The organism is Dyadobacter sp. CY326, assembly GCF_021390515.1.
Lineage (GTDB): Bacteria > Bacteroidota > Bacteroidia > Cytophagales > Spirosomataceae > Dyadobacter.
This window is the reverse complement of record NZ_JAJUXI010000005.1, coordinates 387260-401607: the sequence shown is the minus strand read 5'-3', so window position 1 is coordinate 401607 and position 14348 is coordinate 387260. Positions and strand designations below refer to the sequence as shown.

The following is a 14348-nucleotide window of genomic DNA, read 5'->3' as shown; positions in this document are numbered from 1 at the left end:
GCTTAGTTCAATGAATAGGTTCTATGGTTAATATATGCGCCGGCATTTCATAAGGGTTGAGCTGAATGAAATTGTATTCTCCCTGCCAGTAATATTGTTCGCCGCTCAGCATGTCGCGCACCAAATAAGTTTGATCCGGAGCAATGCCAAACCGATGAATCGGAACCTTGATATGTGCACCCTGTGTGTTAAACACGTCCAGGTTGACGGAGATAATGAGCGCATTTTTAGTGGCCTCATCCTCCTTCACATAGCAAATGACCATCTCGTTGTTGGTGTCCGTGAAATCAATGTTCCAGGTCGATTGTAGTGCCGGATTATTGCGACGAATGCGGTTAACGCGGGTTATGATTTCCCTTGTGCGGCTGTAACGCTTCCAATCCCAATGCTTGATTTCGTATTTCTCATTATCCGTGTATTCCTCTTTGCCTGGATGTGGAATAGCAACGCCATATTCATAAACAGGACCGTAAAGGCCATAGTTGGAAGATAGCGTCGCGGCAAGAATGAAGCGCATAATATGCGCATTTTCGCCTCCCTCAGCAAGATGGTGCGGAAGAATGTCGGGCGTGTTGGGCCAAAAGTTCGGTCGAAAATAGTATTGCTGATCTGTTTTGGTCAGCTCGTTCATATATTTCTCAATTTCCCATTTGGTGTTCCGCCATGTGAAATACGTGTAGGATTGATTGAAACCGATTTTCGCAAGCCGTTCCATCACCCTCGGGCGTGTGAATGCTTCGGCAAGGAAAATGACTTCCGGATTGGTTTTTCTCACCTCGCCGATCATCCATTCCCAAAATGCAAATGCCTTCGTATGCGGATTATCAATTCTGAAAACACTTATGCCTTGTTCAATCCAAAAATCAATGACGCTCCTGAGTTCGTTCCAGAGGTTTTGCCAATCCTGTGTTTCAAAATCGAAAGGCAAAATATCTTCATAACGTTTCGGCGGGTTTTCAGCATATTGAACCGTTCCGTCGGGCCGCCATTTAAACCATTGGGGATGTTCTTTCACATAAGGGTGATCGGGAGCACATTGATAAGCAATGTCCATCGCAATTTCAATGTCCAGCTTTTTCGCCTCGTCGACCAGTTCGCGGAAATCTTCAAGCGTGCCCAGTTCCGGGTGTAAGGCCTTGTGTCCGCCAAGCCTGTTTCCGATGGCCCATGGAGAACCGGGATCGGTTTCTGATGGCGTAAGGGTGTTATTTTTCCCTTTTCTTTTCATTTCACCAATCGGGTGAACCGGTGGGAAATACAATGTGTCAAAACCCATTTTCGAAACCATCGCAAGCAATTGCGTCACGTCCTTGAATGTTCCATGGGTGTCGGGCAATGAAGATGCAGACCGGGGAAAGAGCTCATACCAGGCGCTAAACCCTGCTTTTTTTCTCTCAATTTCCAGCGTAAATGTCTGTTCAAAAACCGTGATGCGATCTGTAAAGCGTATTTTATCCATGGCATTGGCCAGTTCATCGCTCACAGCCAAACTCACTGCCGCTTCCGGATCATTTGCCGACTGAAACGAGTTAATCCATTTGGTGAATGCAGCCTGCTCTGTTTCACCTGCAAGCGGCGCGGCTTCCAATAAAAGCTCGGCTCCGATCCGGATCTCGACTGAAATGTCCTGATTGGCGTCAAATTTTTTGACCAATCCCTTTTTCCAAGTTGTAAAATGATCAATCCAGCCCGTGAACCGATATTGATAAACGCCGATTTTCGAAGGCTTCCATGATGCCTCCCATTGATCATTGATCACATATTGCATGGGGATTTCTTCCCATTCCGAATCGGACGCATGCTTGTAAATCACACTGGCGGCAACCACGTCGTGGCCGTCGCCGAAAATATCTGCTGTGAAGACGACGCTTTCGCCGATCGCTCTCCTTGCAGGAAACTTACCGCCTTCAATTTGCGGTGTAACATTAGAAATCACGACCCGATTTCTGCCTTCCTGAATTTGCATCGATCTGATTTTTAAATTTCAACTGATGAACGGCAACATAAGCAATCAAAACCATGCCTGCAGGCTATGGATTGTAAAGCAAAATCTCTGGTGATTGTTCGCTTTTACCGATTAACCGGTTTGTTTTGATCTCGCCAATAACGTAAATTTCAACCTATACAAAAAAGTATTTGCCCTCCAAGAATGCATGACGTTGGTATACTTTTGGATACATTTTCAAATAGTGAAATAAAAAGTTGAAATTGTTACATCAAATTGCTTTTAGTCTATTGCGTTATTTTACGAAGATTCACCCCGGCAATCCGATGGAGTTCATTATAATTGATGACAGCACATTCGATCTTTTCACACAGGAAAAGCTCCTCCTGAAAAGTGGCCTCGCGCGAACGGTCACTGCGTTTAATTCTGCACAAACTGCCATCGAATTTCTGCGAAAGCGCGTCAACACCCTTCCTGAGACGGTTATGCTGCTCGACATTCAAATGCCGGGCATCAATGGTTTTGAATTTGCGGACCGATATGCCGAGCTGCCTGACAGCCTGCGCAAGCGAATCAGGCTTTTTATGATCTCCTCCACCGTGGACATTGAAGACATTGAGCAGGTAAAATCAAATCCCAATGTGATCGAACTGCTTTCCAAACCACTCGAAATTCCTGTTTTGAGGGCGCTTTTGGGGCATTAGGTTTTGATTGGCCTGAATGGTTGGATCAGTGGCACAATATTTAAAGTGCACACAAAACATACCATTTGTGCTACATTATGAACAATCCAATCGCTACTTACCGAATACAATTTCATAAAGACTTTTCTTTCAAGGACTTCGAAAAAAGAATTCCTTACCTGCAAAAACTGGGCGTCAGCACCATTTATGCATCCCCGATTTTAGCTGCTTCACCGGGCAGCACGCACGGTTATGACGGCATTAGCCCTGAAATTATTAATCCTGAAATCGGCTCTGAGGAGCAGCTAAGAAGTCTGAGTGAGACTTTGAAAAAACACAATATTGGCTGGTTGCAGGACATTGTTCCCAATCACATGGCATTCCATTCTGACAATGGTTGGTTGATGGATGTTTTGGAAAAAGGGCAGCAGTCTCAATATGCTTCTTATTTCGACATTGCCTGGAATACCAAGCTTTTTCAGGGCAAATTAATGGTGCCTTTTTTAGGCGCAGAATTGGAAGAAGTGATTGCTAATCAGCAATTAAAGCTGGAATACACGGGCGATCGGCTGATGCTCGTTTACGAAGGAGCGGCTTTCCCTGTCAATATCAGGTCTTACATGAACATTCTGGGTTCTGATGTCGAGAAGGCGCCCGAATCTGTGCAGCAGATCGTGAAGCAGTTGAGTGAAATTCATGAGGCAGAGGATGCAAAAGTTTTCTCGCAAAGATGGAATGAGCTCGTGTTGCAGATGGCCTCGCTGATGAAAAACGACGTCATTAAAAATTGGGTCGAAAGCCTGATAGAAAAGGTGAACAGCGATCCGCAAGCGATCACCGATTTGGCAAAAGGGCAGGAATATATTCTATGTTTTTGGCAAAAGACGGATTCCCAAATCAACTTCCGCAGATTCTTTACGGTTAATGGCCTCATTTGCCTTAATATGCAGGATGACGCGGTTTTTGAACATTATCACCGGTTAATTAAAAGGCTGGTTGACGATGGCATCTTTCAAGGTTTGCGGGTTGACCACATTGACGGACTTTTTGATCCAGCCGCTTATATGACCAAACTGCGCGAGCTGGCGGGATCGGAATCTTATCTGGTTGTTGAAAAGGTCCTTGAAAAAGACGAAAATATGCCCGTGCAATGGCCAATTGAGGGCACGACGGGTTACGAGTTTTTGTCCGCTGTCAATAATGTTTTGACAAATGCTGCTGCTGAGGAAACATTTTCAAACTATTATCATGGCATAACAGACAACGACGCACCGATCCAGGACCAGCTTTTAGAGAAAAAAGCTGGCATTCTAAACAACCATATGGGAGGGGAGCTTGAAAATTTATATCAGCTTTTCGTGGAGTTACAGCTCATTTCTCCCGAACAAATCGAAACGATTGGCAAGGAAAATGTGAAGACTGCAATCGGTGAATTTTTGATCCATTGTCCTGTTTATCGCTATTATGGCAATGCTATGCCGCTTTCTGAGACCGAAATTCAGCTGGTTAAGGAGATTTTTGAGGATGTGCGTGCGCATCATGAAACACTCAGTGCAGCCGTTGACTTGCTAGAAAATGCGATCTTAATTCAGCCCGGACAGGGTGACGAAGCTTACGATGCCAAAGCATTGGAATTTTACCAGCGTTGGATGCAATTTTCAGGTCCGATTATGGCCAAGGGAGGTGAGGACACATTGATGTATACATATAACCGTTTCGTCGGTCACAATGATGTTGGCGATTTTCCGGATCGGTTTGGGATGACTGCAAAGGATTTCCATCACCGGATGCGGCTTCGGCAAAAAGAATGGCCTTTCTCGCTAAACACAACTTCCACACACGATACGAAGCGCGGCGAGGACGTGCGTGCCAGGCTCAATGTGCTCACCGACCTTTCCAGCGAGTGGATTCAAAAAGTGACACAGTGGCAAACAATGAATGCGGATCTCCGAAGTGAAGACGGTCCAACTCCTAATGATGAATATTTGATTTATCAGACATTGATTGGCGCATATCCAATGCCGGGTGAAGATGCCGCCAGTTTCGCTGAGCGGCTTCAAGATTATCTGGAAAAAGCGCTTCGCGAGGCCAAGACAGACACAACCTGGGCAGAACCCAATGAAGTCTATGAGCAAAGTGTGATGGATTTTGCCAAAAAACTGCTCGATCCAAATAATGCCTTCTTCAACGATTTTCAGGAATATCTGCTAACGATAACGGATTTTGGGATTATCAATTCGCTGTCGCAAGTGCTTTTGAAATTCACCTGCCCCGGCATTCCGGACGTTTATCAGGGAACCGAATTTTGGGATTTGAGCTTGGTTGATCCCGATAACCGCAGGCCGTTTGATTATGAGCAAAGGGAAAATGCGCTCAAAGAACTGGAAGATTATGAATCGGAACGCTTGTTTGAAAAGCTCTGGGAAACACGCAATGGTGGTCAAATCAAGCTTTGGCTGACACACGCGCTTTATCAACTCCGCAAATCGTATCCTTTATTATTTACGAAAGGAGAATACATTCCGCTTAAAATCCGCGGGGCTTACAAAGACAATGTGCTCGCGTTTGCGAGAAGACAAAAACGCGAATTCATCGTGACAGCCGTGCCATTGCACGCAGCTAACCTTTGCAAAGAACAAGGCAAATCGTTTTTCGAGCTGGACTGGAAAGACACTTCCATTGTGCTTCCAGACAACATGGACCCTGGCTGGACAGATTTGTTTACGACTTCGGAAATAAATTTTGAGGGTAAAATCACGCCTTCCGAAATATTCAAAAGCCTGCCTTTTTCGATTTTAAAAGGTTCAAAGCCTGATAATGAGAGAAAAGCGGGCGTGCTGATGCATATCACGTCGCTTGCTTCTCCTTTCGGGATAGGCGATATGGGGCCCGAGGCATTTGCATTCGCTGATTTTCTGGCTAAGAGCGGCCAAAAGATCTGGCAATTGCTGCCATTGAACCCCATTGAAGCCGCGCAGGCAAACTCGCCTTATAGCGCGCTGTCGAGCCGGGCGGGGAATCCGCTGCTGATCAGTCCGGAAGCACTGGCGGATGCAGGATTTTTAGAAACGGATCAATTGGCTGAAAATCACTTGCCGCAAGATGGAAAGACGAATTATGAACAAGCCGGTGCGCTGAAAAGCAAGCTTTTAGAAAAAGCTTTTGCCAAATTCATTGCCGATGACCATTCAAGCAGCCTGGCGGAATTTCAGATATTCTGTGAAAACAATGCGGAGTGGCTGAATGACTTTGCGTTGTATATGTTTCTGAAACAAAAACATGAGGGTGAACCTTGGTACACATGGCCGGAACAATTCCGCAAGCGTGATGCGGATGCACTTGCAGCATTGGAAAAAGATGAGCACGAAAATTTGCAGCGCATTAAATGGGAGCAATTTGTTTTTGATAAGCAATGGAAAGAACTAAAAGCTTATTGTAATGACCTCAATATCAGCTTGCTCGGTGACATTCCTTTCTATGTTAGTTATGATTCGGCAGATGTTTGGTCAAATCCTGAATTTTTCCAGGTAGATGAAGAAGGCAAGATCACAGGCATTGCCGGTGTGCCGCCAGACGCTTTTTCAGATGATGGACAATTGTGGGGAATGCCCGTTTTCAACTGGGATGCATTGAAAGAAACCGGTTACGACTGGTGGATTCAGCGCCTCGCGAAAAACATTGAGTTGTTTGATGTTGTCAGGCTAGACCATTTCCGAGCGTTTGCCGATTATTGGGAAGTTCCGGGCGGTGAGAAGACGGCCGTAAAAGGCGAATGGAAGCTTGGCCCCGATGCCGAGTTTTTTGAAAAAATTGAAGCTGCATTGGGAAGACTGCCATTCATTGCGGAAGATTTGGGTGAGATGAGCCCGGCGGTTTATAAGCTGAGGGACAAATTTGGCTTGCCAGGAATGAAGGTGCTGCAATTTGCATTTGATGAAAACCTGCCGCAGTCCGAGCACATTCCGCACAACTTTTTGCCAAATTTTTACGCCTACACGGGCACGCATGACAACAACACAACGCGCGGCTGGTATAGACAACTGGATGACGCGGAAACGCAGGCGCGCGTTGAGCAATATGTGGGAAGCCCAGTTACCGAGGAAAATGTGGCAGCGGCATTGGCCAGGCTGACGCTTTCGTCTGTCGCGAAAGTGGCGATTCTGCCCATGCAGGATGTGCTGAACCTGGATGAAAGCACGATCATGAACAAGCCCGGGTCCAGTGAAAATAACTGGTCGTGGCGGCTTACACCGGGCCAGATTACGCCGGAAGCTTCCAAGTTTTTATTGGATCTGACCACATTGTTTAACCGCGATTAAGCTTTTTCAAATAAACGATTGTGAAATAGGGGATGTGGCTATATTTGTGAAAGTCACCAAACCATTTCACCATGTTTCTTAAAAAGGCACTTACTTGGATTATTTGTTGCGGCATGCTGGTGGAATTGTCGTCCTGTAACAAGGCAGACAGTCCTCAGGATGCCGCAGCTATTTTAACGCAGGTCCCGCTTTGGAAAATCGATGAAATTACAGTCAATGATGCCATTACATTTCGGGATGGTAAAATGACACAGCAGTTTGGCGGCATCGATTTCGAGCGCTATATGGAGACGGTTGAGCTGCGAAAAGACGGGACATTTTCGGGAATCTTTAAGGGCGAAACCAAGCCTTTTTTGCTAAAATGGAAACAAAATGATCAGAATATAACCGTCGGCGCTGCGGACACAACTGCGAAGGGTGGTGAGTGGACCATTGATCCAAAAGAAGTTAGCAAAGAAGTTTTCACCATGAAAACGCAGAGCACGGCCTACGATTATCCGAATGTGACCAGGATTTCCCTGAAATTCAAAGCTGCTGAGTAAACCCCAATCTTTATATTGTCAATGGAAAAACTTCAAAATGCTTTTGAACGCTTTGACGCATATAACAAGCGTGCACCTGAACAAATGTTTCATGAAGGCATGAGCTATCCTTCCGAGTATTTTTATGCGCTGAAACTATATGATTGGGTAAAAAAACTGGAACCCGATGCGAGTGAAAGTCTGCTCCTGGCGTCCCGGGCGCAACACATTGGTCGCTGGGAAATTGCCAGAAACACTTATCCCGACGGGAGGGTGGGTTATCTCAAATGGCGCAGTGATCTTTCCCGTTTCCACGCTTCGAAAGCCGCTGAAATCCTCGGATCGGTTGGTTATGATCAGCAAATCATTGACCGTGTAAAACAAATTATCCTAAAACAGCGCATTAAGGCAGATGATGAAGTGCAAACAATGGAAAACGCATTGTGCCTCGTCTTTTTACAATATCAATATGACGACCTGATCGCAAAGACAAGCGAGGATAAGATGATTGATATTTTAAGGAAGACCTGGGCCAAAATGAGTGACCCAGGCCGGGAAATGGCGCTCACCTTAACATTCAGCGATGAAGGCAAGCGCTTGATTAACATTGCATTGAATGGCTAACAATTGAAATTCTCAATCTTTTCTGGCAGTTTGATTTGAACCATCCAAGGATTGTGCTGTTTTCACCAGTCTCACAAATTCCGAGCGGTAACCTTCCTCATCCTTTCCAAAAGCGCCTTTGGCACGGGCAATCACATTCGCATAATTGGCCGAACCCTTGAACTCGGAGTTGCGAAGCAACAAACCGAATTCAGCAACAGCGCTTGCAAAACGGAAATTTTCCGAGCAGGATGAAATGGGCTTGGATGTGTTGTGAATGGCCAGATCGAAAAGCTTGCTAACGTCCGAGTCCGGCGCTTTATAGCGGATTTTCAATGTCAGCATTTCGTCTGTTTTCCCAGCGTCGGACGCGTCGGGTTTTTGATATTTAAGTGCATCATTATGAGTCAGATATTCACTCTTCGCACCCGCAGGAATGATTTCATATAATGCAGTCACGGTGTGACCCGAGCCCATATCGCCCGCATCTTTTTTGTCGTCGTGAAAGGCTTCATTTTTCAATGCGCGGTTTTCATAACCAATGAGCCGGTAAGCCTGCACGTGGCGCGGATTAAATTCAATTTGCAGTTTTACGTCCTTCGCAATTGTGAAAAGTGTGCCGCCAAATTCCTGCACAAATTCTTTTCTCGCCTCCTGAATGTTATCAATGTAAGCATAATTCCCATTGCCCTTATCGGCCAGCGTTTCGGTGTTGCTGTCTTTAAAATTACCCATGCCAAATCCCATTACGCTCAGGAAAATCCCGTCTTTGCGTTTTTCTTCGACAAGTCGCTGCAAGTCGGCCTCACTGGAAATGCCGACATTGAAATCGCCGTCCGTTGCCAGGATCACGCGGTTATTGCCATTTTTTATAAAATTGTCCTTCGCAAGTTTGTAAGCAAGCTCGATGCCGTCGCCGCCAGCTGTGGAGCCGCCCGCTTCCAATTTGTCCAGTGCCTCCTTGATCTTCATTTTCGCACTTCCCGAAGTCGGCGGCAGAATTTCACCGGCTGCGCCAGCATAGACAACAATCGAGATTTTATCCTCAGCCCGCAACTGATCCACCAGCAACTTGAATGCTTGTTTAAGCAAAGGCAATTTGTTTTCATCGGCCATTGAACCCGAGACATCTATGAGGAATACAAGATTAGAAGCGGGCAGGTTTTTGGTCGCGACAGTTTTTGCCTGCAACCCTATGTGCAGCAGTTTAAGCCCAGCGTTCCAGGGAGAATCGGTCATTTCCGTGGTTACAGATAATGGGTGCTCGCCGGTGGGCGCGGGGTAATCGTAATCAAAATAATTGATCATTTCCTCAATCCGCACCGCATCCACGGGCGGCAACTGACCTTGGTTCAGAAAACGGCGGGCATTGCTGTAGGCAGCCCTGTCCACATCCACTGAGAATGTTGTAACGGGTTGCTGAACTGCCACTTGAAACCCATTTTCCTCGATTGCCTTGTAATTTTCCGTGTTTGTTTGCGGATGAGTCCTCATTGGCGTTGCGTAAGCACCCTGCACCGGTGACATGGCTATAAATCCGGGAGTAACCTCGTAATGGACATCTTCCCGAGGCGTGAGCGCCTCCTCCAATTGCACGAGAGCGGGCGCTAACTGGACATTTAATGATGTGCCGTTCGTTAGCTTCATTTCACGCGTTTGATAACCGGGCAAACTGAAAACGAGCGTTCGTGTATAAGATGGCGTGTTGAATGCGTATCTTCCCAGCGAATCGGTTTTGGTGGAAAATACGGTTCCTTTGGCCGTTACGGTCACATTAGGAAGCGGTTTTAACGTTTGATCTGTTACAACGCCCGTCAACTTGGCCCGGGGAACCAATGCCAATGCGGCAAGCACTAAAAAGAGAAGGATTACGATTCTGGCTTTCATGGTCAATAAGTTTTAGTTTACTGACTGGATGCATCCGGCACACAGATTCCATAAAAACTTTTGGAAAAAATTATGGAATCGTAATCAAAACTGCATCCAGTGGTTAGCACACATCGTTAACATGTTTTTACACCGGCACATGTGAGGTTTTTAAACGTATTTAAAGCAAACAACACGGCACCGCTTTCGGAAGCCCAGCAACTCGCGGCCTATCGTCGCTCGGGTGATGTGGGTGCGTTAGGGGCTTTGTATCAGCCTTATATGGAAATGGTTTTTGCCATTTGTTATAAATATTTAAAAGAGGAAGATGATTGCAAAGATGCGGTGATGCAGATATTTGAGAAGCTTGTAGTGGAGCTGCGAACACACGAAGTCGACAATTTTAAAAGCTGGCTGCACAGCGTTACCCGCAATTTTTGTTTAATGCAGCTAAGAACGCAACGAAGCTATGCCAATGTTTCAGCCCTCGATGCCGATGAGGAAATATTGCAGCTCGCAGCAACTGAACCTGAAATGCATTCGCTAGCGGAAAACCGGTTCAATGCGTTGGAGCACTGCATGAAAACGCTCACCAGGGAGCAGCGGATTTCGGTTGAGCTGTTTTATCTGGAAGAAAAATGTTACAAAGAAATCAGTGAAGCCACTGGTTTTGAAGCCGGTAAAGTGAAAAGCTACATCCAAAATGGAAAGCGGAATTTGAAAATTTGCATGGATAAAAATGGCTGAAAACAACGCATACAGGGCAACTTTCGATAATTTTCATCGCTATCACAGTGGCGCAATGTCGGCTAAGGAGCAGCATTTGTTTGAAAAACAAATGTTGGAGGACACTGCGTTTGCCGAAGCTTTCGAAGGTTTTCTGGCTATGCAGGTTGATGAGCTTGATACTGCGCAGGTCAATGTTAAATTGAACGAAAATCTTGAAGCACGCATTGCAGGTCGGTCAGAGAGCATTGTTCCCGCCTGGATTTATGGCGTTGCTGCTACATTGATTATCACATTTGGCGCGATTTGGATTGTGCTTGTTTCTGATCCAAAACAAGATGTTAGGCCAGAAGCTTCTCAAAAATTGGCTGATGCGCCTGCTCCATCCGGGCCGCCACAGGAAGAAGTTCCGTCCGCGCAAAAGCCAGCGCCGACTATGCCTGCAAAAAGCAACATTAAACCTCCTGAGGTTATTTCCGTGCCTGCGCAAGAGCCGGAATTAGCTGCCGCGCCGCCTCAGGAAAATCTGGCGGAAGAGGAGTCATCGACCGTAGGAGCGTTTGCTGATTCGCAGTCACGGCGTAATGATGTGGTGTTGTCGGAGGCGGCCACAACCAGACAGTCCTTTGCCGCCCCGCTAACGCAGCGGCCTGCTGCTATCAGTTTAATGCCCCAACCTTTAATGGGATGGGAGTCATACAATGCTTACTTAGAACAAAATACAGATTCCGCGGCCATCACCGGCGACGTGCATGTCAGTTTTCTGGTGAATGCGGACGCCACCTTGTCCGACTTCTCTGCAAAAGGTCCGAAAGAACTGCAAAAAGAAGCCATCCGCATTGTACGCCAAGGCCCGTTATGGGTCCCTGTAAAGCGTGATGGCGTTCCACTAACGCTGACCGTTAGCGTGACGCTTCACTTTAAGCAGTAAGCACCGGGCTGCTCTTCATTTAGTAACCGCTTGTAAATCACGGATTGTCAAGTAAATCTCAGGATATAACTATCCGGGGATTGGAATAATCATGGCAAAATCAGGTGGTTACATAATTTTTGTAGAACTAATTTAAAATATTCCTTAATTTAGAATGGTTATTTTTTGAGATATAAATACTTGTCCTTAATTTTACTACACACAGGAGCACTCCTTTTACCCATCTACATATATCATTGTTTCCATTTAAATCACTAATAATTAGTAACCAGTGATGATTTTGCAGAGTTAAAGCCTTTTCAAACAAGCTTTTTGAATAATTTCTGCTGTAACATTTTGTAATAGGCAGTATTATTACTAATTCTACGAGATAATTGCATGCTAGTTTGTACATTTAAACGGCCGACTTCCAAGTTTAACATACGGTTACATCTAACAAGCACTTTCCAATTTGAATATTTTTACTCAACCCATGAGCAGTAGAAGAAATCTTTTGATTATTGATGATGAACCTAGTATCACCAAGATTCTGGAACATTTTCTCAAGAAGGACTTTAATGTCGTAATAAAAAGTGATGGATCAGAGGGAATGCTCTGGCTTGAACAAGGTAACCTAGCCGACCTGATTATTGCAGACTTGCACATGCCGAATCTGAGCGGCAAAGAATTCCTTAAAGTGGCCAAAGCCAGCAATTTGTACTCGGAAATTCCCATCATTATCCTTTCGGGATCGGACGAAAGCAGTGAACGCATCCAGTGCCTCAACCTTGGCGCAGATGATTTTATGGTGAAGCCGTTTAATCCAATGGAAGTTCACGCCAAGATCAATGCGATCCTGCGCCGAAGTAAACGCTACTCCTAATCAGTCATATCATGGAATTGACAAGCGCCATTGAAGGAACGGTTGTTGAGCCGAAACCTTACGTAGCTCAGTTCAGAGTTGTTTATTTGAATAAAGATCTCGAACAATATCTGAGATTTTCGAAGCAATACGAAGACTCTTTGCAGGTTGAATATTTTGACAACAAAGCGGGTGTTCTGAGTGCTCTTGAAGAGAATTTCCCCGCGGATATCATCCTGGCCCACACTGAGAGCGGTGGCATTGAGTTGCTAGACACTATCCGCAACAGTCCTGGTTTTGGCAACATTCCATTCGTGCTCATGGTGAATAACCTTACCCAGGATGCGATTGATTTGGCACGCCAGCACCATGCCGACGATGTTTTCTCCGTGCGCTTCGACGACGGCGACCTGCTTACCCGCATCCGTTATTTCAAAAAAAGACAATGGTATGTGGCCAGCAAAGCTTCCGAAAAGATCAGTGCTGAAAATACGCGCACGCCATTCTGGAAAAGGGCGATCGACGTTGTAACCACGGGAACGGCTGTAATTCTATTGCTTCCGGTGTTTTTGCTGGTAGCATTGCTAATCCGCCTCGATTCCAAAGGGCCCGTTTTTTACAAATCCAAAAGGGTAGGAAGCGGTTACAAGATTTTTGACCTCTATAAATTCCGCACCATGCGGACCGATGCCGACCAGCTGATCCGAAAGATGGCGGCATTGAGCATGTATAATAAGAACACGGAACCTGCTCAGCAAATTGAGACCAATGGTTTGTGCGAAGAATGTGCTGCCGGAAATCAATGTAAAAGCCTTTTGTTCCACGACGGAAAGCAAATTTGCGAAAAGCTCTATCACTTCCAGAAAGATCAGAAAGCTGCATTCATGAAGTTTCAGAACGATCCGCGGATTACACGCTTCGGTCAGTTTTTAAGAAATAGCAGTCTGGATGAGTTGCCGCAGCTGATCAACATTCTCAAAGGCGATATGTCGCTCGTGGGCAACCGGCCATTGCCGCTTTATGAGGCTGAGAAAATGACAACGGATGACAAGATTCTTCGTTTTGCAGGTCCGGCGGGATTAACCGGATTGTGGCAGGTGACCAAGCGCGGCAAGGGCAAAGCGGACATGTCCGAAGAAGAGCGCACGCAGCTGGACATTACTTATGCAAAAGAGTTCTCGTTCAAAATGGACATGCAAATCATATTAAAGACGTTTCCAGCCCTCTTGCAATCAGAAAACGTTTAATCCTCCTCTATCTTTAAAATTATCGGATCTACTTTACACGCTTATGCTAGTTGGTTTTAACCCATTCGTTGCGGGATTGGTCGTATTGTTTGATAACCCTTGCAGGATTTCCGACCGCAACAGCATACGGAGGAATGTTTTTCGTGACAACAGCTCCCGCAGCAACCACGCAATGCTTTCCGATGGTAACACCAGCCGTAATCACCGTGTTGGCACCAATCCAGCAATCGTCTTCAATGATTATGGGCGCAACGCTTACACCTTGCTGATGAATGGGTTGCATCGTGTCGCTATAATTGTGGTTCAGTCCGCTGGCAACGATATTCTGCGCAAGGATAACGTTGTCGCCAATCGTTACCGGGCCAATGATCACATTACCAAGTCCGATCAGCGAATTTTTACCAACAAGCACATCCCCCACACCATTGTTAACTGTAGTGAAATCTTCAATCATGGAATTATCTCCGATTGAGAAATGATTGAACGGAACGACATCCATCCTTACCCAGCGCCTGATTACAACATTTTTTCCGCGCTGATGATAAAACCGGTTTAAGATTACCCGGACCCAGAGTCTCGGACGAGCTTGATTAGTAGGAATGAGAAGCCAGTGAAAGAATTTTTTTAATCGCGGGTTGCTCTTGATTTGGTCTGATAAGGCCATTC

The 14348-nt window shown here is 45.8% G+C and carries 11 protein-coding genes; 8 read left to right on the top strand and 3 right to left on the bottom strand.

Annotated features, from left to right (window positions below; genetic code table 11):
- Nucleotides 1–7: 7 nt before the first annotated feature.
- Nucleotides 8–1966, bottom strand: a complete 1959-nt coding sequence (locus tag LZG73_RS12385; protein ID WP_233849631.1) for an alpha-1,4-glucan--maltose-1-phosphate maltosyltransferase — start codon at nt 1964–1966, stop codon at nt 8–10.
- Nucleotides 1967–2271: 305 nt separating this feature from the next.
- Here LZG73_RS12385 and LZG73_RS12380 point away from each other — a divergent pair, with 305 nt between their 5' ends.
- From LZG73_RS12380 to LZG73_RS12365, 4 genes are all read left to right on the top strand, one after another.
- The gene (locus LZG73_RS12380; RefSeq protein WP_233849629.1) at nt 2272–2649 is read left to right on the top strand and encodes a two-component system response regulator; all 378 of its coding nucleotides are present in this window, start codon (nt 2272–2274) and stop codon (nt 2647–2649) included.
- 77 nt (nt 2650–2726) lie between these two features.
- Complete coding sequence (gene treY / locus LZG73_RS12375; protein WP_233849627.1) at nt 2727–6947, top strand: malto-oligosyltrehalose synthase; 4221 nt, start codon at nt 2727–2729, stop codon at nt 6945–6947.
- A gap of 71 nt (nt 6948–7018) precedes the next feature.
- A complete protein-coding gene (locus tag LZG73_RS12370; RefSeq protein ID WP_233849625.1) occupies nt 7019–7489 on the top strand; it encodes a hypothetical protein in 471 nt (156 codons plus the stop codon).
- Between the two features lie 21 nt (nt 7490–7510).
- A complete protein-coding gene (locus tag LZG73_RS12365) occupies nt 7511–8092 on the top strand; it encodes a DUF4202 domain-containing protein (RefSeq protein WP_233849623.1) in 582 nt (193 codons plus the stop codon).
- 12 nt (nt 8093–8104) lie between these two features.
- Here LZG73_RS12365 and LZG73_RS12360 read toward each other — a convergent pair whose 3' ends face one another.
- Complete coding sequence (locus LZG73_RS12360) at nt 8105–9958, bottom strand: von Willebrand factor type A domain-containing protein (RefSeq protein WP_233849621.1); 1854 nt, start codon at nt 9956–9958, stop codon at nt 8105–8107.
- 141 nt (nt 9959–10099) lie between these two features.
- On the opposite strand from LZG73_RS12360, the gene LZG73_RS12355 reads away from it, so the two are divergent.
- The 4 genes from LZG73_RS12355 (at nt 10100) to LZG73_RS12340 (ending at nt 13682) form a co-directional block, all read left to right on the top strand.
- Nucleotides 10100–10684: an RNA polymerase sigma factor gene (locus LZG73_RS12355; RefSeq protein ID WP_233849619.1), complete on the top strand. Its 585-nt coding sequence runs from the start codon at nt 10100–10102 to the stop codon at nt 10682–10684.
- Complete coding sequence (locus tag LZG73_RS12350; RefSeq protein ID WP_233849617.1) at nt 10677–11594, top strand: energy transducer TonB; 918 nt, start codon at nt 10677–10679, stop codon at nt 11592–11594. Before LZG73_RS12355 ends, LZG73_RS12350 begins: the two co-directional genes overlap by 8 nt.
- 472 nt (nt 11595–12066) lie before the next feature.
- Entirely contained in the window at nt 12067–12456 is a 390-nt protein-coding gene (locus LZG73_RS12345) for a response regulator transcription factor (RefSeq protein ID WP_233849608.1), read from the top strand.
- Between the two features lie 11 nt (nt 12457–12467).
- On the top strand, nt 12468–13682 hold the full coding sequence (locus LZG73_RS12340) for a sugar transferase (RefSeq protein WP_233849606.1): 1215 nt from the start codon (nt 12468–12470) through the stop codon (nt 13680–13682).
- A 46-nt stretch (nt 13683–13728) separates the two neighbouring features.
- On the opposite strand, the gene LZG73_RS12335 is transcribed toward LZG73_RS12340, so the two are convergent.
- Nucleotides 13729–14346: a DapH/DapD/GlmU-related protein gene (locus LZG73_RS12335; protein WP_233849604.1), complete on the bottom strand. Its 618-nt coding sequence runs from the start codon at nt 14344–14346 to the stop codon at nt 13729–13731.
- Nucleotides 14347–14348 lie beyond the last annotated feature (2 nt).